This is a genomic window from Burkholderia sp. LMU1-1-1.1 (genome assembly GCF_040675865.1).
Lineage (GTDB): Bacteria > Pseudomonadota > Gammaproteobacteria > Burkholderiales > Burkholderiaceae_D > Rugamonas.
Genome location: NZ_JBEGHG010000016.1, coordinates 76,272 through 97,506 on the forward strand (window position 1 = coordinate 76,272; position 21,235 = coordinate 97,506).

At 66.0% G+C, this 21,235-nt stretch carries 16 protein-coding genes; 8 read left to right on the top strand and 8 right to left on the bottom strand.

Translation table 11 applies throughout. The features are described 5' to 3' along the window. The first annotated feature begins 9 nt into the window (after positions 1-9). Positions 10-465, top strand: a complete 456-nt coding sequence (locus MRBLMU1_RS16080; protein WP_363503093.1) for a response regulator — start codon at positions 10-12, stop codon at positions 463-465. Here the strand turns inward: MRBLMU1_RS16080 and MRBLMU1_RS16085 are convergent. Beyond that, positions 452-2,071 carry a response regulator gene (locus MRBLMU1_RS16085; protein WP_363503095.1) on the bottom strand — a complete coding sequence of 540 codons (1,620 nt, stop codon included), beginning with the start codon at positions 2,069-2,071 and terminating at the stop codon, positions 452-454. The genes MRBLMU1_RS16080 and MRBLMU1_RS16085 overlap by 14 nt on opposite strands. Before the next feature lie 128 nt (positions 2,072-2,199). Between MRBLMU1_RS16085 and MRBLMU1_RS16090 the strand changes: the two genes are divergently transcribed. Then, the gene (locus tag MRBLMU1_RS16090; RefSeq protein WP_363503097.1) at positions 2,200-2,793 is read left to right on the top strand and encodes a biliverdin-producing heme oxygenase; all 594 of its coding nucleotides are present in this window, start codon (positions 2,200-2,202) and stop codon (positions 2,791-2,793) included. Positions 2,794-2,800: 7 nt separating this feature from the next. On the opposite strand, the gene MRBLMU1_RS16095 is transcribed toward MRBLMU1_RS16090, so the two are convergent. Then, positions 2,801-3,934: a branched-chain amino acid ABC transporter substrate-binding protein gene (locus MRBLMU1_RS16095; RefSeq protein ID WP_363503099.1), complete on the bottom strand. Its 1,134-nt coding sequence runs from the start codon at positions 3,932-3,934 to the stop codon at positions 2,801-2,803. Positions 3,935-4,157: 223 nt separating this feature from the next. After that, entirely contained in the window at positions 4,158-5,972 is a 1,815-nt protein-coding gene (locus MRBLMU1_RS16100) for a hypothetical protein (RefSeq protein ID WP_363503101.1), read from the bottom strand. Positions 5,973-6,186: 214 nt separating this feature from the next. Here MRBLMU1_RS16100 and MRBLMU1_RS16105 point away from each other — a divergent pair, with 214 nt between their 5' ends. The 6 genes from MRBLMU1_RS16105 (at position 6,187) to MRBLMU1_RS16130 (ending at position 13,945) form a co-directional block, all read left to right on the top strand. Further along, on the top strand, positions 6,187-6,582 hold the full coding sequence (locus MRBLMU1_RS16105) for a hypothetical protein (protein ID WP_363503103.1): 396 nt from the start codon (positions 6,187-6,189) through the stop codon (positions 6,580-6,582). A 75-nt stretch (positions 6,583-6,657) separates the two neighbouring features. Continuing rightward, positions 6,658-9,078, top strand: a complete 2,421-nt coding sequence (locus MRBLMU1_RS16110) for a catalase (protein ID WP_363503105.1) — start codon at positions 6,658-6,660, stop codon at positions 9,076-9,078. Positions 9,079-9,355: 277 nt separating this feature from the next. After that, positions 9,356-10,936, top strand: coding sequence for an MFS transporter (locus MRBLMU1_RS16115; RefSeq protein ID WP_363503107.1), 1,581 nt, complete (start codon positions 9,356-9,358; stop codon positions 10,934-10,936). Between the two features lie 5 nt (positions 10,937-10,941). Then, complete coding sequence (locus tag MRBLMU1_RS16120; RefSeq protein WP_363503109.1) at positions 10,942-12,114, top strand: HlyD family secretion protein; 1,173 nt, start codon at positions 10,942-10,944, stop codon at positions 12,112-12,114. Positions 12,115-12,173: 59 nt separating this feature from the next. Next, positions 12,174-13,529: an efflux transporter outer membrane subunit gene (locus MRBLMU1_RS16125; protein ID WP_363503111.1), complete on the top strand. Its 1,356-nt coding sequence runs from the start codon at positions 12,174-12,176 to the stop codon at positions 13,527-13,529. Positions 13,530-13,549: 20 nt separating this feature from the next. Beyond that, entirely contained in the window at positions 13,550-13,945 is a 396-nt protein-coding gene (locus MRBLMU1_RS16130) for a lysozyme inhibitor LprI family protein (protein ID WP_363503113.1), read from the top strand. A 60-nt stretch (positions 13,946-14,005) separates the two neighbouring features. Here the strand turns inward: MRBLMU1_RS16130 and MRBLMU1_RS16135 are convergent, their stop codons facing one another. The 5 genes from MRBLMU1_RS16135 to MRBLMU1_RS16155 are packed head-to-tail and all read right to left on the bottom strand — an operon-like array spanning position 14,006 to position 21,015. Continuing rightward, a complete protein-coding gene (locus MRBLMU1_RS16135; RefSeq protein WP_363503115.1) occupies positions 14,006-14,464 on the bottom strand; it encodes an AraC family transcriptional regulator in 459 nt (152 codons plus the stop codon). A 25-nt stretch (positions 14,465-14,489) separates the two neighbouring features. Next, on the bottom strand, positions 14,490-17,618 hold the full coding sequence (locus MRBLMU1_RS16140) for an efflux RND transporter permease subunit (RefSeq protein WP_363503117.1): 3,129 nt from the start codon (positions 17,616-17,618) through the stop codon (positions 14,490-14,492). Between the two features lie 9 nt (positions 17,619-17,627). After that, positions 17,628-18,809 carry an efflux RND transporter periplasmic adaptor subunit gene (locus tag MRBLMU1_RS16145; RefSeq protein ID WP_363503119.1) on the bottom strand — a complete coding sequence of 394 codons (1,182 nt, stop codon included), beginning with the start codon at positions 18,807-18,809 and terminating at the stop codon, positions 17,628-17,630. 20 nt (positions 18,810-18,829) lie between these two features. Further along, positions 18,830-20,311 (bottom strand): efflux transporter outer membrane subunit, encoded by a 1,482-nt coding sequence (locus MRBLMU1_RS16150; protein ID WP_363503121.1) that lies wholly within the window; start codon positions 20,309-20,311, stop codon positions 18,830-18,832. Next, positions 20,308-21,015: a CerR family C-terminal domain-containing protein gene (locus MRBLMU1_RS16155; RefSeq protein WP_363503123.1), complete on the bottom strand. Its 708-nt coding sequence runs from the start codon at positions 21,013-21,015 to the stop codon at positions 20,308-20,310. Before MRBLMU1_RS16155 ends, MRBLMU1_RS16150 begins: the two co-directional genes overlap by 4 nt. Between the last annotated feature and the right edge of the window lie 220 nt (positions 21,016-21,235).

A 21,235-nucleotide genomic window follows, 5' to 3' on the forward strand; every position in this document is an offset into this window, starting at 1 on the left:
GGCACGCCTATGTTAAAGCCTATCCTGCTGGTTGAAGACAACCCTCATGATCTGGAGCTGACGCTGATTGCGCTGGAACGCAGCCAATTGGCCAATGAAGTGATCGTCGTGCGCGATGGCGCCGACGCACTCGATTATCTGCACGCGCGCGGCAGCTTCGCCAACCGGGAACAAGGCAACCCCGCCGTGGTGCTGCTGGACCTGAAACTGCCCAAGGTCGACGGCTTGGAAGTGCTGGCCGAAATCCGCGGCAGCGCCACCCTTAAAAGCATACCCGTGGTGATGTTGACGTCCTCCCGCGAGGAGCAGGACCTGATCCGCAGCTATGAGCTGGGCGTGAACGCCTATGTGGTCAAGCCGGTCGATTTCCAGGAGTTCGTGCGGGCGATCGCCGACCTGGGGATTTTCTGGGCGGTGCTCAACGAGCCGCCGCCGGGCTCGCATCGCTACGTCAAGCCGCAGTGATGGTGCCGCGGTTGCGCAGCAGATGGCGGATGCGCGAGCTGAGGGTTTCGACGGTATAGGGCTTTTGCAGCAGATTGACCCCCGGCGGCAGTTTGCCGTCGTGCGACAACACCCCTTCCGCATAGCCCGAGGTGAACAGGATCTGCGCCAGTGGCAGCTTTTCGCGTACCAGTTCGCTCAATTCCAGGCTGCTCACGCGGCCCGGCATCATCACGTCCGTGAACAGCAGGTCGATATGGACGCCGCCGTCGATCAAGTGCGTCGCCTGTTCGGCATTGGCGCTGCTTAGTACCTTGTAGCCCAGCGTCGACAGCATGTCGACGGTCGCGGCGCGCACCGCTTCCTCGTCCTCCACCACCAATATCGTTTCCACGCCGCCGGTCAACGTCGGCAGTGCCGCGCTGTGTTCGGGCTCCGCCTGCGCCTCGCTGCGGCGCAGGTAGATCTGCACGCAGGTGCCGGCGCCCAGGGTGCTTTGCAGGGCGATCTCGCCGCCCGACTGCTTGACGAAACCGTAGGCCATGCTCAGGCCCAGCCCCGTGCCCTGGCCGGTCGGCTTGGTGGTGAAGAACGGCTCGAACGCCCGTTGCATCACCTCCTGCGACATGCCCGAACCGGTGTCGGCGATCTCGATCAACACGTAGTCGCCCTGGCCGTCGCCGATCTTGGACAACTGTTCCGAGCCGGCGGGCAGGTTGCGGGCGCGGATGGTCAGCGTGCCCTCGCCGCCCATGGCGTCGCGTGCGTTGATGGCCAGGTTCAGGATCACGTTATTGAGCTGGCTGACATCGACGTCGGTGTTCCACAAGCGCGTCGCGATGTCGGCGATGACCACCGCGCGCGGGCCGAGCACACGGCGCAGCATATCGTCCATATCGGCCAGCACCGGCGTCAGGTCGACCACCGCGCTTTGCAGCGGCTGGCGGCGCGCGAACGCGAGCAGGTGCGCGGCCAGCCGCGCGCCGCGTTCGACGCCATTGAGCGCGTTCTCGATGCGCGCCATGCCTTGCGGGTTGACGTCGCCGACCATCTGCAGCAGATGCAGGTTGCCGCTGATGATTTGCAGGACGTTGTTGAAATCGTGGGCGACACCGCCGGTCAGCTGGCCGATCGCTTCCATTTTTTGTGCCTGGTGCAGGGCGGCCTGGCTGACCCGCAGCTCCTCCTCGCGCTGGCGCAACTCCAGGAAGGCGGCGTCGCGCTGCTGGCGCGCCTGGTAGGCGGCGCAGTGGTAGCGGATGCGCGCTTCCAGTTCGCGCGCCTCCGGCCACTTGACCAGGTAGTCGTTGGCGCCGAGCGCGAACGCCTGCGCCTTGATATCGGCATCGTCCTCGGACGACAGCAGTATCACCGGCAGATGCTCGGTGTACGGATCGGCGCGCAGCATGCGGATCACGTCGAAGCCGTCGGCGCCGGGCATGCGCAGGTCGACCAGCAGGACGGTCGCCTCGGTTTCCTTGCACAGCTGGACGGCAAGTTCGGCGCGATTGTCATAGCGCAGCGTGATGCCCTGCTGGCGTGCCATGTGATAGCCGATCAAGTCTTCGGCCATCGCTTCGTCGTCGATCAGCAGTACTGAGCAGTTCTGGGATTGGTTTTGGTTCATAGGCAGTATGCTGGTAGTAATTAAATTTTACCTTAGCTCCATTTTTCCAGAAGTCGCCGGCGTCTACTGTGCGCGCGCTAGCATTGCACTGTGTAAAATCTTGGCATCAATAGGAATCAGGAAATATCTTGGAAGAAATTTCCATCGTGGAACATGACGTGCTGGCCGCCTTGCGGCTGGCCACCGCGCAGCGACACGCCGAGCTCGATTCGAACACACCGTTGGCCGTGGGCGAAGTGGATTTGCGCGCATATCACGATCATTTGCGGCTGCTGGAGCAGTGGCTGGCGCCGATCCAGGATTGGATGGGGCGATTCGACGACGGACCGAGGCTGCCCGCCTATCTGCATGCGGTCAGGGAGGATCTGGCGCATGCGGCACTGGCTGGAATGCCGGCGGCGCACCACGGGACGGCCATGGCCTGGCCCTTACAGCGCGGGGCTGCATGGCGCTGGGGCGTGTGCTATGTGGTCGAAGGGTCGCAGCTGGGCGGGGCGGTGCTGTATAAAAGGCTGGCGGACCGCTTGGCGCCGCATCCGCTCAATTACCTGCGCGGTTCGGGTTCGCCGGGGCCGCGCTGGCAGCAATTCATCGCGGCGCTGCGTGAACATGTCGTGGACGCGCGGCAGATAGCTGAAGCCTGCGAAGGCGCCCGGCAGGCCTTCGACAGCCTGATCGCGTTGAACCGCGCGCGATCGGCCACCGGGTCGCCTTCGAAATAAAGGCGGGTCAGTAGCTGGTCAACGGCACCGGTTGACCGCCTTTGAAGGTGAAGATCGTCACCGGCGACTGCTTCATGTCGCCCCGCTCGTCGAACGCGTAGGTGCCGGCGATGCCCTTGTACGAACCGGAGCCGATGACCGCCGCCACTTTCTGCGGATCGATCGAATTCGCCTTCTGCATCGCTTGCGCGTACATCATGGTCGCATCGTAGTACGACGCCGCGTAGACGTCCGCGTCCTGCTTGTAGCGCGCCTTGTACTTGGCCTTGAAGGCCGGCCCGCTGGAGGCCTTGTCCAGGATCGCGCCGCCCTGCGAGCACAGGACGTTGTCGGCCACCGCGTCGCCTCCCAGCTTGCCCATCTCGCCGGTGCAGATGGTGTCGCCGCCGAGCAGTTTGGCGGTGATGCCCAGCTGCTTCATCTGGCGCACCATCGGCGCCGCCTGCGGCGCGTAGCCGCCGAAGAAGATCGCCTCGACCTTCTTGTTTTTCAGCTTGGTGAGGATGGCGTTGAAGTCGAACGCCTTGTCGGTGGTGAACTCGTGGCCGGCCACGGTCATGCCGGAGGCTTTCGCTTGCTTCTTGAACTCCTCCGCCACGCCTTGGCCGAAGGCGGTGCGGTCGTCGATCACGGCGACGTTTTTGAACTTGAGTTCATTGGCCGCGTACAGCGCCATCTTGGAACCGAGCTGGGAGTCGCTGGCGTTGACGCGGAACAGGCCTTTATAGCCTTGCAGCGTGATCTTCGGATTGGTGGCAATGGTGGCGACCAGCACCCCGGCATCGTTGTAGGCGCGCGAGGCGGGAATCGCCACGCCGGAGTTGTAGGGGCCGACGACGTATTTGACGCCATTGTCGATCAGCTTTTGCGCGGCGGCGACGCCGGCTTTCGGGTCGCCCTGGTCGTCCTCCGACAGCAGTTCGAACTTGAGCTTCTTGCCGGCCACGGTGATCGGCTTGGCGTTGAGTTCCTCCACCGCCAGGCGGGCGCCGTTCTCGTTGTCCTTGCCCGAAAACGCCTGCGCGCCGGAGAGCGGACCGCTATGGCCGATCTTGACCACGGTATCCTGGGCGTAGGCGCCGGCGGCGGCCAGTAACGCCGTGGCGGCGGCGATGTGCTTCACGCTGTGCTTCAAAGTCATGCGAACTCCCGATGTCGATGGTTATGAAATGCAATCCGTGATTATCGCTAAAAACGAATCGTATTATCGTGTGACTTTGGCGCGGGATCGGGAATTATTTGGGGTGATCGGCCTTTAAAGGCCAGGTGATCGAAATTTAATTCGGTAGGAAGGAAGCGGCCATGCGTGGCGATGGCGGAATGGCGCGCCTTCGACGCGCCATTCTTGTGCCGATTTCCGCATGCTACTGGCCCGGCCCGACGCCGCGCGTCCTGGCTGGCGCCGTGACGGCCGACACGCGCGGCGTGGCGCTGACGGCCGCTTGCGTGGCGCGCGCGTTTGCGCCCAGCAGCGCCGGGTCGGTGATGTTGTAGGCGGCGATGGCCGCCGCCAGCGCGGGATTGCCCTGCAGCGGATTGGTTTGCACCGTGGACGCCTGCACGGCGGCCACTTGGGCGGCGCGCGCCTGCTGCTGCGCGTCCGCCGCCGCCGCGTTGGCGGCGGCCAGATTGGTGGCGGTGGTTTGTGCGGCGGCGGCCTGTTGGGCGGCGATGGCGCCGGCGGCATTGGCCGCCTCCGGCGTCGTCGCCGCAGCCAGCGCGGCGCGCGCCTGTGCGGCGGCGGCGCTGGCTGCTGCGCTTTGCGCCGCCAGTGCGTCCGCCGCGCTTTGCGCGGCCTGTGCCTGCGCCAGCGCCGATGCCGCAGCGGCGTTGGCCGCCGCCAGATTGGTCGCCGCGTTTTGCGCCGCGACGGCTTGCTGCTCGGCGGTGGCGTTGGCGGAATTGGCCGCGGCTGCGGCGGACGCCGCGTTCCGCGCGATGTTCGCCTGCGCCGCCGCCTGCGTGCTGGCGGCGGTGGCCGCGCTCAATCCCGACGCGGCCTGCTGCCGTGTCGCCTGTGCGGCCGCCGTGGCCTGCGCGGCGTCGGATGCCGCCTGCGCCGCGCTGCGCTCCGTATTGGCATCGGACGCCGCCTGGTTCTCTTCCGCCGCATCCGCCTCCTGGCTTTGCTCCGCCTGATTGGCCGCTTGCAGCGATTGCGCAGTCTGGGTTTGCTGGGATGGCAGCGCGTTGATATTGGCCTCCCGCGCGTTCGCTTCCCGCGCTTCGGCGTTCTGCGCGGCGATGACTTCGGCGGTGGACGCCTGCAGCGGATTGACGATGGGCGAATCGGGCGCCGTCGCCCGTGGTGTGAGCGGCTGCTCCAGCTCCGCGCGCTGCGCCGCCAGCCTGTCGGCGGCGGTGTCGGGCAACGGAGTCTGCCTGAGAAGATCGAGTTCGGCGCGCGCCATGTCCAGTCGCGCGTTGGCCACCAGGTCTTGCGGCGTCAACGCATCCTGCTGCGCGCTCGTCAGCGCGGGCAGGGCGGCGCTGCCGGCGGCGCTCAACTGCTCCGCAAAGCGTGTCGCCAGCTCGCTAAAGGTATCGAGCGTGTTTTGCAGCGTGTTGGTGGTCGACTGGTTGTCGGTGTTGAAGGAGGCGCGCAAGATTTCGTTGTCGAGCGACAGGCCGGCGCCGGCGTCCAATAGCAGCGGTGGCTGCAAGGTGACCCCGATCCGCGAGAGACTCTGGGCCAGGCTCTGGGCGGCGCTCTGCGGTTGATCGGGCTGGGTCGCCTGGTTCAGCTGCCGCGCTGCCTCCGTACCGAAGGTCTGCCGGTTCAAGCTGTCCACTAGGCTGTTGAGCAGCGACGGGCCTTGCGGCTGGGCCTGGTTGAAGTCCACGCTCGGCAATAAGTTGAACGCATTCACTACATTTTGCGTGGCGTCATTTAATGTGCTAGCACGGGCGGCGGCCTCTTGCGGATCGGCGCCGTTGGCGACAGCCGTTTGCAGCTGGGCGATCTGCTCGCGGGACTGCGACACCGTCAGCAAGAAGTTTGCCACCGGCGACAAATCCACCTGGACCGAGGCTTGCGCGGGAGCATCAATTGCGGAGCCGAGCGGGGCGATCGTCGACGAGTTGACGGCGTCGACCGCCGAGGTTTCCGCAGTGGGCGACACCAGCGGAAAGTTCGCCGGGTTGGGCCCGCTCAGCGTTGTGGATGAGATGGGAAACATGCCGCTCTCCTGGACTGAATTTAACGGTATTTTATCTGAGCATCCTCCTTGTTGGCGACCGCGTCCGTGTGGCAACCCACTTAGTGGCGCATCGGCGGCTAACTTTGCCGGAGGTCGCCTTTTTGTTAGATTGCGCACGGTAGCGTTTGACCAACAAGCCTATCTTGGTTCCTGCAGTGTTGAAACATACGACAAACAACCGAGAGGAACCATCATGGAAAACAGCATCGATACTAAAATCAACGGTACCACTGGTAACAGCACCGGCAACAACGCCCGCGACGGCGTCACCCAGATCGGCAAGGACCTGCGTGCCGACGCGCACGCCGCCATCGACCGCGTTGCCGACAAGGTTCCACCGACCACCGACCGCCTGGCCGCCCGCGCCCATGACGGCGTCGATAAAGTCGCCAACGGCGTCGAAAGCGTTTCCGGCACCGTGGACAGCGTCTCCGAGCGTCTGGCCGTCCGCAGCAAACAAGTCACCGAAAGCTACAAGAAGCTGGCCGAATCCGGCCGCAGCCACGTGCGCTCCAGCCCCGCGATTTCGGTGCTGATCGCCGCCGCCGCCGGCTATGGCATCTCCAAGCTGCTTAACTCGCGCAAGTAATCCAGGTTGCCCGACCGGTATCGCTGCCGGTGCGTCCGGCGGCCCGTGCGGGCGCCGTTCACCAAGGGACACCCAATGGCAACTAGTAAAAAGACACCAGCCCCCGTTATCGGGGCTGGTTCAGTATTGAGCACCGTATCCGGACCATCATCGGCGACGCCTCCGGCCAGTTTGGGCGGCGTGCCACAAGAAGCCGCATTGCTGGCCAAGGTGAGCGGCACCCAGGCAGTGGCCCAAGGCATGCCCTTCAACGCCAATAAACCCGGCGAGCATGGCGACGCCGCGCGCGCGCCGCAACCCGGCCAGACGGTCGCTCCGCCGCATCCGATCGCCACCGCCAGCACCACCGGCGAAACCACGGCTTCGCCCAAAACCGGTAGCGGCGTGCCGCCGCACAGCGTCAACGCCACCATCGAGCCGCTCGACCGCGTGCGTGTGGACTCCGCCGACCAGCGCCTGACCACCAACCAGGGCGTGCCGGTCGCCGACAACCAGAATTCGCTGAAGGTCGGCCTGCGCGGCCCGACCGCGATGGAAGACTTCATCCTGCGCGAAAAGATCACCCACTTCGACCATGAACGCATTCCGGAGCGCGTGGTCCATGCGCGCGGTTCGGCCGCCCACGGCTACTTCGAAAGCTACGACGATTTCAGTGCCGTCACGCGCGCCGCGCCGTTCGCCGCCGCCGGCAAACGCACGCCGGTGTTCGTGCGCTTCTCCACCGTCGCCGGCGAGCGCGGTTCGGCCGACACCGTGCGCGATGTGCGCGGTTTCGCCGTCAAGTTCTACACCGACGAAGGCAATTGGGATTTGGTCGGCAATAACATGCCGGTCTTCTTCATCCAGGACGCGATGAAGTTCCCGGACCTGGTCCACGCCGTCAAGCCCGAGCCGCACCACGCGATGCCGCAGGCCTCCAGCGCGCACGACACCTTCTGGGATTTCGTCACCTTGATGCCGGAATCGACCCATATGCTGATGTGGCAGATGTCGGACCGCGCCATCCCGCGCAGCTACCGCACGATGCAGGGCTTCGGCGTGCACACCTTCCGCCTGGTGAATGCGCAGGGCGTGTCGGTGTTCTGTAAATTCCACTGGAATCCGGTGCCGGGCACGCACTCGCTGGTGTGGGACGAAGCGGCCAAGATCATCGGCGCCGATCCCGATTACCATCGCCGCGACCTGTGGGAAGCGATCGAGGCGGGCGCCTATCCGGAATGGGAACTGGGCCTGCAGATCTTCACCGAGGAACAGGCGGAGCAATTCCCGTTCGACGTGCTCGATTCGACCAAGATCGTGCCGGAGGAACTTGTGCCGGTGCAGATCGTCGGCAAGATGACCCTGAACCGCAATCCGGACAACTTCTTCGCCGAGACCGAGCAGGTGGCCTTCTGCACCGCGCACGTGGTGCCGGGTATCGACTTCACCAACGACCCGCTGCTGCAAGGCCGTATCCACTCGTATCTGGACACGCAGATCAGCCGTCTCGGCGGCCCGAACTTCCACGAGATCCCGATCAATACGCCTGTGGCGCAGGTGCACAACAACCAGCGCGACGGCATGCATCGCCAGGCGATCGCGCGCGGCCGCGTGGCCTACGAACCGAACTCGCTGGCCGGCGGTAACCCGTTCCAGGCCGGGATGGCCGGCTTCCAGACCGCGTTCAGCAGCGTGAAGCAGGCGCCGGAGGACAAGGTGCGTGGAAAGCCGGAACTGTTCGCCGACCACTATTCGCAGGCGCGCCTGTTCTGGATCAGCCAAACGCCGTCGGAGCAGTCGCACATCGTCAACGCGTTCCGCTTCGAGTTGAGCCGCGTGCAGACGCCGGCGATCCGCGTCCGCCTGCTGTCGATGCTGGCCAATGTCGATCCGATCCTGGTCGAAGGCGTGGCGCAGGGCCTGGGCCTGGAAGTGCCGCCGCCGATGCCGCTGGCGACGACCGCGCCGCAGCCTCACTACGCACCGTCGCCGGCGCTGTCGCTGCTGGCGCGTCCGGGCGCGGTGGGCGTCCAGGCGCGCAAGGTCGCGATCCTGGCCGCGCATGGTGTCGACGGCGAGGGTGTCAAGGCGATTTATGCCGACCTGCTGGCCGCCGGTGCGGTGCCGCGTTTGGTCGGCCCGCAACTGGGCCAACTGGTCGCCGCCGACGGCAGCGCGCTGGATGTCGAGATCTCGATCGAGGCCGGTCCGCCGGTGCTGTACGACGCGGTGATCGTGGCGGACGGGGAAGCCAGCGTCAAGATGCTGATGGGCGACGCCGACGCGCTCGATTTCGTGCGCCAGCAGTTCCGTCACTGTAAGCCGATCCTGGCGGTGGGGGCTGGCGCCGATTTGCTGCGCAAGGCCGGCGTGCCGGAGAAACTGGAAGACGGTTCGGCCGATCCATCGCTGTGGTGTGTGGCGGCCGGCGGCGTGGTGCCGGCGCTGACGGAGTTCAAGGCCGCCCTGGCCGCGCACCGCAACTTCCAGCGCGAGGTAGAGGCGGTGGCGCTGTAACATAACCCGCAACCCGGCGTGCCCGGGGTCTGACCCATCGGGGTCGGACCCCTTTGTTGCGGCGTTCCGCCCAATCCGCCCTAGGTGTTCCCCTTCCTTTTGGAACTTCAACAATCACGTGCATAGTGATATGCTCGTGCCCAGCAACCTCTACCCCATAAAAGACCCATAAGAACTGGCATCGATGGACGTGTACGCCCCTCAAGTCTGGCTTCCGCACGAGCGACCGGTACTCCCCGGATCGCCATCGAGTCCTATCCATACGACCGAACGCCGATTGGCGTTCTTCGTCATCGGCTTCATCGTCGCCATCACCGGCGGCTTGGGCAACGCGCTGGTGCTGGTCAACCTGCCTTACCTTCAAGGTTCGCTCGGCGTCTACTCGGCCGAAATCCAGTGGCTGCCGGCCGCTTACGTGATGGCCAACGTCTCGATGAACCTCCTGCTGGTCAAATTCCGCCAGCAGTACGGCCTGCGGCTGTTCACCGAACTATTCCTGGTGCTGTACGCGGTCGCCACCGTCGCGCACTTGTTCGTGCACGGCCTGGCGTCGGCCATCGCGGTGCGCGCCGCCCACGGCATGAGCGGCGCCGCGCTGTCCACCCTGGGCCTCTACTACGTTCTGCAAGCATTCCCCGCCCAGCACCGCGTCAAGGCGGTGGTGCTGGGCATCGGCTTCTCGCAACTGGCGCTGCCGATGGCGCGCCTGTTCTCGTCGGACCTGATGGAGTTCGGCGAATGGCGCGGCCTGTACTTCTTCGAGCTGGGACTGGCCCTGGTGTCGCTGGCCGGCGTGTTGTTCCTCAAGCTGCCGCCGGGGGACCGCATCAAAGCCTTTGAAAAGATGGACTTCGTCACCTTCGCGTTGTTCGCTCCCGGCGTGGCACTGCTGTCGGCGGTGCTGGCGCTGGGGCGCACCGTGTGGTGGCTGGAGTCGCGCTGGCTGGGTCTTTGCCTGGCCGGCGCCATCGTGCTGATCGCCGGCGCGCTGCTGATCGAGCATAACCGCGCGCGCCCGCTGATCAACACGCGCTGGCTCAGCACCGCCAATATCGCGCGGCTGGCCTTGTCCGTGCTGTTGATACGCATCGTGCAATCGGAGGCCAGCGGCACGGTGGGCTTCCTGCAGGCGCTGGGCTTGAACAACGACCAGATGCAAACGCTTTGGATCATCGTCATGATAGGCACCCTGGCGGGCCTGCTGGCGAGCGCGTTGACGATCACGCCGGCGCGCATTCCCGCGCAGTTGATGGTGTCGCTGGTTGTGATGGCGATCGGCGCTTATATGGATTCGAACGCCACCAATCTGACACGTCCGGTCGATATGTATGTCAGCCAGTTCCTGCTCGGCTTCGGCGGCGCCTTGTTCATCGGCCCCACGTTCGTATCCGGCTTTGGCGCCGTGATCGCGGCGCCGAGTAATCTGGTTAGCTTTTCCGTCATGTTCTCGATCACGCAAACGCTGGGCAGTTTGCTCGGCTCCGCGATCGTCGGCACCTTCCAGGTGGTGCGCGAGAAGTACCACTCCAGCATCCTGGTCGAACATTTGACCCTGCTCGATCCACAGGTGGCGGCGCGGATTCAAAGCGGCGGCGCTTCGCTCGGCGCGACCCTGGCCGATCCTTCTATGCGCAACGCGCAGGGCGTCGCGTCGCTTGGCGCCGCCGCCACGCGCGAGGCCAATATCCTCGCCTATAACGATGTCTTCCTGATGATTACGCTGCTGGCGGTGCTCACGTTCGCATGGATGCTGGCGCGCTACCTTTGGTCGATCTGTGTGGTGTGCCAGCCCATTCCCGCGCAGAACGCGCAGACCGGCATGGCCAACGTCTCTCTTAACAATTCCGGATCACGCTGAACGACATGGCTACCAATACACCCGATACTTCCTCTGCTCCTCCCGCCGCCGCTCCCGCCTCCGCGCCGCCACCCACAGCCGCGGCGCCAAGCCGTCGCGGGCAGATCGTTTCCACCATCGCGTTCTCGCTGGTCGCCTTGATCGGCGTGCTGATCGTGCTGTACGCGTGGCGGCTGCCGCCTTTCACCAGCGCCATCGTCTCGACGGAGAACGCGCTGGTGCGCGGACAGGTCACGCTGATCGGAACGCAGTTGTCGGGCTATGTCGTCGATGTCAAGGTGCAGGACTTCCAGCAGGTGAAGCAGGGCGATTTGCTGGTGCAGATCGACGACCGCATCTACCAGCAGCGCTATGAACAGGCGCAGGCGCAACTTGCGGCGCAAAAGGCGGCGCTGGCCAACTGGGACCAGGCGCGCAAGACGGCGGCGGCGGGCGTGTTGCTGAACCAGGCCACCCTGGCCAACGCGCAGGCGCAGGCGGCCAAATCGAAGGCGGATTTAAGCCGTGTCAATTCGCTTGCGGCCGATGGCTCGTTGTCGTTGCGCGAGCAGGACGCGTCGAAGGCTGCGCAGGCACAGACGGCGGCCGCCGTCGCGCAGGCGCGCGCCAATCTGGATATCGCCAAACAACAGGTGCAGTCGGTGACCGTCAACAAGCTGTCGCTGGAGGCGGCGGTGGCCAACGCGGAGGCCGCGCTGAAGGCGGCCAGGGTGGATCTGGAGAATACCCGCATCATCGCGCCGGAAGACGGCCAACTCGGGCAGGTCACCGTGCGCAAGGGCGCCTACGTCAACACAGGCGCCAATCTGATGGGATTGGTGCCGCGCCAGTTGTGGGTGATCGCCAATCTGAAAGAGACGCAGATGAACAATGTGCAGGTGGGGCAGAGCGCCACCTTCAAGGTCGATGCGCTCGACGGCGCGGTGCTGACCGGGCAGGTGGAACGGATCTCGCCGGCCACCGGTTCGGAGTTCAGCGTGCTGCCTGCCGATAACGCGACCGGTAATTACGTCAAGATCGCCCAGCGCATACCGGTGCGGATACGCATCGATCCGGGACAGGCCAAGGCCGCGCGGCTGGCGCCCGGGATGTCGGTGATCGTCAGCATCGACACCTCCGCCGTTTTGAACGATTCGGGTGGCACGCCCGCCACGGCGCACACCGGAGCCGGCCGATGAAGTGCCGGCGAGCGTTACAAAATCGGCGCGTATCGCTGCGCGCCGTATCGGTCGCGGCCATGCTGACGCTGGCCGGCTGCGCGGCCAAGGTTGGCCCGCCACCGGCATCGACGCTGGAGACGCCCGCCGCCTGGCGTACCGCGCCCGGTCCAGGCCAAAGCGCCGCGCCGGTCGAGCGGCAATGGTGGCAGGCCTTCGGCGATCCGGTGCTGAGCGCATTGGTGGTCAAGGCGCTCGAACACAATGGCGACTTGCGCATCGCCCGCGCACGCGTGGCGCAGTACCGCGCGCTGGTGGGCGTCGCGGCGGCGGGGCAGAAGCCGAACGTCGTCGTCGATACCGCGCCGACCCGCACGCGGCAGCTGGCGTCCAACGGCCAGCCATATGTCACCAACGTCTACCAGGCCGAGATCCAGGCCAGCTATGAGGTGGACCTGTGGGGCCGCCTGGCCGCCGCGACCGACGCGGCCACCGCCACCTATCAATCGGAGCAGGCCAACGCGGATGCCGTGGCCTTGTCGATCGCCGCCACCGTCGCCTCGGGCTATCTGAACCTGCGCGGGCTGGACGCCCAGCTGGCGCTGACCGAGCAGACGCTCAAGCTGCGCGGTGAGTCGCGCGACCTCGCCAAGCGCCAGTTCGATGTCGGCTACAGCTCGCGGCTGGAGTGGCTGCAGGCGCAGGCCGAGTACCAGACCACCGCTGAGCAGGTGCCGCAGCTGAAGCGTTCGATCTTCGAGCAGGAGAACGCGCTGGCGATACTCACCGGCGGCAATCCGGGGCCGATTCCGCGCGGCGCGGAGCTGGCAGAACTTGCGCCTCCTCCCGTGCCCGAGGGGCTGCCGTCCGAACTGCTGCGCCGCCGGCCCGATATCGCACGGGCGGAATACAACCTGGTCGCGGTCAACGCCAATCTGCGGGCCACGCGCGACCAGTTGCTGCCATCCTTTAAGCTGACGGCCGTTGGCGGCATACAAAGCCTGAAGATGCACGATTTCCTGAATTCGCCGACGGCCCTATGGCGGCTGACCGGTGCCATCGCCGCGCCGGTGTTCGAGGGCGACCGCGTGCAGTCGCAGACCGATTCGGTGGCGGCGCAGCGCGACCAGCTCACCTTCGCCTACGAGAACGCCGTGCGCACCGCGTTCGCGGAAACCGATAACAGTCTCGGGGCGATCTATCAATTGAAGGAGCAGGCGGTGCAGAACGATGCGCGCCGCGCCACGGCGGCCGAGACCTTGCGCATCGCGCACAATCGCTATCGCAACGGCTACGCGTCGTATCTCGAGGAGCTCGACGCACAGCGCACCTTGTACAGCGCCGATGTCGGGCGCCTGCAGTTGCGCACGCGGATACTGGTGGCGTCGGTCGATCTGTATCGCGCCATGGGCGGTGGCTGGGTGGCGCAACCGTAGTTTTATTCGAGGGGATTTTTATGATTTTATCTAAATTGGTTTTGCCCGGGTTGGCGCTGTCGCTGTTGTCCGCGAGCGCGTGGGCCGATTGCAGCGCCCCCGCGACGCAGTCGGAGATGACGCAGTGCGCCGGGCAGGCCTATTCGGCGGCCGACAAGAAGTTGAACCTCGCTTATAACGAGTACCGCAACCGCTTGAACGCCGAGCAAAAGAAAAAGCTGACGCAGGCGCAGCTTGCGTGGGTCAAGTTCAGGGACTTGTCGTGCGCATTCGAGAGTTCGGGCGCGGAAGGTGGCAGCGCCTATCCGATGGTGCGCAGCGGCTGTCTCGCCGCGAAAACCGAGAGCCGGTTGAAGGAAATCAAGGCGCTGCAGGATTGCCAGGAAGGGGAGATGAGTTGTCCCGCGCATAAGTGAGCGCGGGATATGCGTACCACGGAGATACGGGTCTCCGTGGTGGAGCTGTCGTTGTGGCTTCTATTTGACCGGGATGCAAAGCTCGGCCGAAAACACGCCGGTCTCCGGGTCCATCGCGTAATCGGCGGGGTAGCGTTCCATGCAGGGACCCGGGGCGAAGATGCCCTCGGACTGTATCTGCCCGAAGAACTCACCCCACGCGGCCGGCATCTGGTCGGCCGTGCCATTGAATCCGGCCACCGCGTAGCGGCCGGCCGGTAGCGTCGCTTCCTTGGCCGGTTCGGCGACCGGATAGTCCGCCGCCACTTCGACGCAGGCGTCGTAACGGCATTCGCTGGGCGGCGTGGTGCTCGGGTCGTCCTGTGCCACGCCATACGTTACGCGGTTGTTCAAGCCGAAGGCCTTCTGCCACGGCGTGAACACCTCCTTCCAGAACTCGCCGATGGCGGCGCCGAACGGCCCCTTATAGCGCAGGTACGCTACGCGCACCGCCGGTAATTCCTTGATCTCGTATTCCATGTTGGTCTCCGTGATGGATGCTTTATTAATGTCCGCCGGCGACTTTGCGCAGCGGCTGGTCCCGGTCCGCAGCCGGCGCCGGATGGCGGCGCAGTTTGCGCATCAGACGCCCGAGCAGATGTTCGAAGTCGTCGATGTAGGTGAACACGGCCGGCACCACCAGCAGGCTCAACAGCGTCGACGTGATCAGGCCGCCGATCACCGTGATCGCCATCGGCGAGCGGAAGCTCGGGTCGGCGCCCCAGCCCAGCGCCAGCGGCATCATGCCGGCGCCCATGGCGATGGTGGTCATCAGAATCGGCCTGCTACGCTTGTGGCACGCGTCGACCAATGCGTCGAACCGGTTCATCCCTTCCTGGCGCGCCAGAATAGCATAATCTACCAACAAGATTGAGTTTTTCGTAACGATCCCCATCAGCATGATCAAACCGATCATCGACGGCATCGACAAGGCGCTGCGGGTGATCAGCAGCGCGACAAAGGCGCCGCCGATCGACAGCGGCAGCGCCGCCAGGATCGTCACCGGCTGCATGAAGTCCTTGAACAGCAGGACCAGCACGCAGTAGATGCACAACACGCCGATCAGCATGGCCAGGCCGAAGCTGGCGAACAGCGCGGCCATCTCCTGGGTGTCGCCCAGCTCCGCGATCTTGACCGACGGCGGCAGGTTTTTCAGCGATGGCAGCGCGCGCGCTTCCGCGTCGACCTCGCCCAGCGCGCGCCGGCCCAGTTCCACTTCGAACGTGACGTTGCGGCTGCGGTTGAGGCGATTGATCTGCGCCGGGCCGCTTTCCATGGTGATGGTGGCGACGGTGGCCAGCAGCACCGGACCGTTTTTGCCCGGCACCGTCAGGCGGCCGATGGCATCGAGGTCGGCGCGCACCGAATCCGGCAGCTTGACGCGGATCGGCACCTGGCGCTCCGGCAGGTTCATCTTGGTCAGGTCGGTGTCGTAGTCGCCGGCGGTGGCCACGCGCACGGTCTGGCCGATGGCGTTGGCGGTCACGCCCAGATCGGCGGCCTTGGCGAAGTCCGGCGTGACGATGATCTCCGGGCGCACCAGCGAGGCGCTCGACCGCACGTTGCCCACGCCTTGCAGCGTGCGCATTTCGCGTTCGACCTTTTGCGCTGTCGCTTGCAGCGCGACCGGGTCGTCGCTGCGCAGCACCAGCTGCAGCTTGACGCCGTTGTCCGGCGGGCCGACCTTGAAGCGCGCGCCCGGGATGGCGTCGAGACGGGTGCGAATCCGGTCGTCGATATCGGCCATCGATTCCTTGCGGTCGGTGCGGTGCACGGTGGTGATGGTGAGCACGGCGCTGCGCGCCTCGGCCGCCGCGCCGGGCGCGAAGGCGTCGCCGCTGGAGCCGCCGCCGATGGAGCTGAACACCGATGTGACGCCCGGTACTTCCATCGCGGCCAGGCGCGCCCGTTCGGCGATGACGCCGGTCTCCGCCAAGGTGGAACCGGGCGGCAGCTCCAGGTTGATCTGGGTTTGCGCGCGGTCGGCGGCCGGCACGAAGCCGGTCGGCAGCATGCCGACCAGCGAGATCGAACCGACGAAGAACGCCGCGGCGGCCAGCGCCGTGATGCCGCGATGCGTGAGGCACCAACGCATCACGCGCAGGTAGCGGACCATCAACCAGCTGTCTTTTTCCTCCGCGTGCGCGATCGGCTTGAGCAGGTAGGCCGCCATCATCGGCGTCAGCAGACGCGCCACCACCAGCGACGCCAGCACCGCGATCACCGCCGTCCAGCCGAACTGCTTGAAGAACAGGCCGGCGACGCCGCTCATGAAGGCGGTCGGCAGGAACACGGCCACCAGCGCGAACGTGGTGGCGATCACCGCCATGCCGATTTCGTCGGCCGCCTCCATCGCCGCCTCCATCGGGGTTTTACCCATGCGCAGGTGGCGCGCGATGTTTTCGATTTCGACGATGGCGTCGTCGACCAGCACGCCGACCACCAACGCCAGCGACAGCAAGGTCACGGTGTTGAGCGTGTAGCCGAACAGGTAGATGCCAAGGAAGGCCGGCATCACCGACAGCGGCAGCGCGGCGGCGGCCACCAGGGTGGCGCGCCAGTCGCGCAGGAACCACCAGACCACCAGCACCGCCAGCAGCGCGCCTTCGTACAGCAGCTCCATCGAGCCGTCGAAGTTCTCCTCGACCGGATGGGCGTTGTCGATGACCTGTTTCAGCACCACTTTCGGGTTGTTCGCCTCCAGCTCCTTGACCGCCTCGCGCGCGCCCTTGGCCACGGCCAGTTCGCTGGCGCCCTTGTTGCGGAAGATTTCGAAGCCGATCACCTGCTTGCCGTCCTGCAGCGCGATGGCGCGCGGCTCGGAGACGGTGTCGGTGATGGTGGCCACCTGGTCGAGCCGCACGCGGCGCCCGTCCGTCAACGGCAGATCCATGGCCGCCAGTTCGGCCGCGCTCTTGACGGTGCCGATGGTGCGCACCGATTGCTCGGCGCCGCTGACGTCACCGCGTCCGCCCGGCGCTTCCTTCTGCACCAGCCGCAGCTGGCGCGACACGTCCAGCGCCGACACACGCAACGCCGCCATGCGCGCCTCGTCCAGTTCCACGCGGATTTCGCGGTACACGCCGCCCACGCGCTTGACCGAGCCGATGCCCGGCACCGCCAACAGGCGCTTGGCGACGACATTGTCGACGAACCAGCTCAATTCCTGCTGGTCCATTTTCTCGCCGGGCACCTGCGCGGCGGCGGCGGTGAAGGTCAGCACCACGCGGCCGGCGGTGGAGGCCTTGGTCACGGTCGGGTCGCGCAGCTCGGCCGGCATGTCGGCCTTGATGCGGGCGACGGCGTCGCGCACGTCGTTGACGGCGTCGGATATCTGCTTCTCCAGCACGAATTCGATGGTGGTGGTCGAAACGCCGTCCAGCACCGTGGTGTGGATGTTCTTCACGCCCTGCAGGGTGGCGACCGAGTCCTCGATCTTGCGCGCGACCTCGGTTTCCAGCTGCGCCGGGGCGCTGCCGTCCAATGTGGCCGTGACGGTGACGATCGGCAGTTCGATGTCGGGGAAGTCCTGCACCGGATTGGCCTTGTACGCCATCAGCCCCGCCAGGGTGAGCAGGACGAACAGCATGATCGCCGGGATCGGGTTCTTGATCGATAAGGAGGAAAAATTCATGGCGTATCCTTATTTGGCCGCAGGTGCGGTGGCCGGGCCGGCGGCGCGCGCGGGCACCGCCTCGGCGACGACGTGTACCAGGTCGCCGTCGTTGAGGAAGCCGGCGCCGCGCAGCACCACCTGGGTGTCGGCGGTCAGGCCGCCCTTGACCTCGATGCGGTCGCCCAGGCGGCGGCCCGGCTGCACCTTGATCTGACTGACCTTGCTGTCCGTGTTCAGGCGGAACACGAAGCTGAAGCCGTCGCGCACGACGATCGATTGCTGCGGCACGGTCAGCGCGTCCGATTTACCCAGTTCGAACTGGCCGCTGGCGAACATGCCGGCCTTGAACGGCGCCTCGCCGGTGCCGGCGTTCAGCGGCAGATCGACATACACCAGCGCGGAACGGGTTTGCAGGTCGACGGTCGGCGCGATCATGCGCACCTTGCCCGTCACTTCGCTGCCGTTGGCCGCCTTGACGACGGCGGCGGTGCCGGGTTTGAGGTTGCGCAGGTCGGCGGCCACCACCTCGGCGCGCCATTCCAGGCGGCTCTGGCGGATCATGCGGAACAACTCCGTGCCGGGCGCTGAGACCGAGCCGACGGTGGCGTTGGCGGTCCTGGCGGAGATGATGCCGCTGTCCGGCGCCACCACCTTGGTGTATTTCAGGCGCAGCTGCTGGTTCGCCAGCGCCGCCTTGGCCGAGGCGATGCGGGCGTTGGCGGTTTGCTCGGTGGTGTTGTATTGGCTGATTTGCTGCGCGCTCAGGGCGCCGGAGTTTTGCAAGGTGCGCGCGCGGGCGGCGTTGGCCACGGCGTCGGCGGCGTTGGCCTCGGCCTCCTGCAGGGCGGCTTTCGATTGGGCGATGTCGGCGTTGATGGTCTCGGCCGAGAACACCGCCAGCACGTCGCCGGCCTTGACGACGTCGCCGACGTTGACCCGCACCTCGGTCAGGCGCAGGCCGTTCGATTCGCTGCTGACGCTCGCCTCCTGCCAGGCGGCGACATTGCCGTTGGCGGCCAGCTTGATCGGCAGGCTGGCGGTCGACGGCTTGGTGGTGGTCACGGTCAGCGCGGCCTTGGGCGCGCCGGCCTTCTTTTCATCGGCGGCCTGCGTGGCCGGCGAGTACACGGCCATGCCGATGCCGCCGGCGACGAAGACTGCCAGCAGGGCGATGGCGAGCGATTTCAGATTGGTTTTCAGAGTTTTCATGATGAACGGTCAGGTTGTTTTTATTGGACGTTGGTGCCGCTGGCGTTGGTGGTGACCGCGGCGGTGGCGACGGCGGGGGCGCCGTCGGCCGGCGCGCTCCAGCCGCCACCGGCGGCGCGGTACAGCGATACCCAGGCGGCGCTGCGTTCGCGCTGCAGGTTGATGACGGTTTGTTCGGCGGCCAGGCGGGTGCGGCGGGCGTCCTCCAGTTCGAACAGGCTCGCCATGCCGTTCTTGTAGCGGTCTTCGACGGCGGCGAAGTTCACGCGGTAGCCGTCCAGCGCGGTCTGGGCGTCGGTGGCGCGGGCGGCGGTGCCGTCCAGGTTGACCAGCGCCTGTTCCAGTTCGCTGACGGCCTGGCGCACCGTGGAGCGGTAGTTGGCGACGGCGTAGTCGTAGCGCGCACCAGCCGCGTCGACGTTGGCGCGGCGGCGGCCGGCGTCGAAGATCGGCACCGACACCGACAGCGGGCCGATGGTCCAGGTGTCGGTCTTGGTGTTGTCGCCGCCGGAGCGGAAGTTGGCGATGCCGACCGAGCCGGACAAGGTCAGGCGCGGGTAGCGCTGCGCCTGGGCGTTGCCCACTTCGGCGCTGGCGGCGGTCACTTCACGTTCGGCGGTGAACACGTCCGGGCGCTGGTTCAGCGTGTTGGCCGGCAGTGCGGCGATGGCCATGGACGGCGCCACCGCGTCGGCGGCGGCCACGCCGGAAGCGACGCCTTTTGCCAATTCCTGGCGCAGTTCCGCTTCCGGCAGCGCCGTCAGCGCCACCAGCACCTTGACGTTGACGTCGCAGGTGGCGCGCTGGGCGAGGTAGCGGTTGTTGCCTTCGGCGGCGCTGGCGCGCGCCAGCGCCAGATTGGCGGGCGATTCGAAACCGGCGGTCGCGCTCAGCTCCGTCAGGCGCGCGGTGTCGGCGCGCGATGCGGCATCCTGTTTGGCGACGGCCAGCAATTGTTCGCAGGCGCGCAGCGCATAGTATTGGTTGGCCACTTCGGCGGCGACGGAGACGCGGGCGTCGTGCCAGCCGGCGTGCGCGCTGTCGAGGCGCGCCTGGGCGGCATCGCGGGTCGCGCGGTTGGCGCCGAAAACGTCGATCTCCCACGACGTTTGCAAGGCCGCCTGCGAGGTGGTCCCCATCGGCAACGTCGATTGCTGGTTGGCGCGGCTGATGCTGCCCGTGCCGTCGAGCGTCGGCATCAGAGCGGCGCCGGCCGCCACGCGGTCGGCGCGCGACTGGGCGATGCGCGAGGCGGCCGACGCCACCGTCGGGCTGACCGCCTGCGCCGATTCGATCAGCTGCGCCAGTAGCGCGTCGGCTTGGTGGCGCCACCAGCTGGCCAGGTCGGCCTGGTTGCCGTTGTGCGGCAACTGCGAGGGCAGGGGCGCCTGCCACTGTTGCGGCGCGCGGGCGTCGACGTGCGGCGCCGGTGGCGTCAGGGCGCAGGCGCTGAGCGCCGTGGCGACGGCCAATGCCGTCGTCGCGCGTACGATAATCTTCATGCTTTCCTTTGGAGTTTAAGTTTTTCGGCATTGAACAGCGCTTCGGCATAGTCGACCAGCCGCTCGCCCCACTCGGATATCGCCTCCGGCGTGGACAACATATGCGGCGTGATCGCATTGATGACGTCTTGGGAGATCAATAATTGTATGCAGAGCGCGGGAATCGAATAAGCCAGCCGGTGGACGTCGTCGGTCGCCTCGGCCAGGCCCAGATGGCGGCACAGCACCCGGACCAGCGCCAGGTGCTCGGGCTTGATGTTGTTTTCCACCTCCGTCGCCCATAGCCCGGTGGGCTCGAGCATCTCGCGGAAAAACAGGCGCAGCATCGTGTCCGCCTCCTGGTTCTCCTTCAACAGGGGGGCGATCATCTGGCCGTAGTAGCCTTCCAGCGATTCGCGCAGCGTGAAGTGGGGCTGGTCGAACGCGGCGACGTTCCCGCCCGCCTCGGCGCACATGAAACTGAAGCAGGCCTGGTACAGGCCCGCCTTGTCGCCGAAGTAGTAGCTGATGGCGGCGACGTTGGTGCCGGCCGCCTGGGCGATCTCGCGCGTCGAGGTTTTGGAAAATCCCTGCTGGCCGAACAGGCGCATCGCCGACACGAGCAGGCGCTCGCGCGACTGCTCGCCGTCGGAGCGCGGCTTGCGGACGTCGTCCGCTGGCTGGCTGGAGGCCGTGGTGGGGGTGGGGGGGGCTTTAGCGTTCATGGCGGGATTACATCACATAAATCAAACAAATGATATAACTAAATCGTTTGTTTAATTTAGTGATGAAGTATCGCAGTGCAGCAGAGCTAACTCAGCGACAACTCTGCGCGGGTGGGCGGAAATCCGCCAAAAAAGCGCAAAAAAAAGCCCGCGACCGTGAGGTGGCGGGCTCAATTCCAATGTTCAGCGAACGGTTGGAGGAGACGGTTCCAATATATCC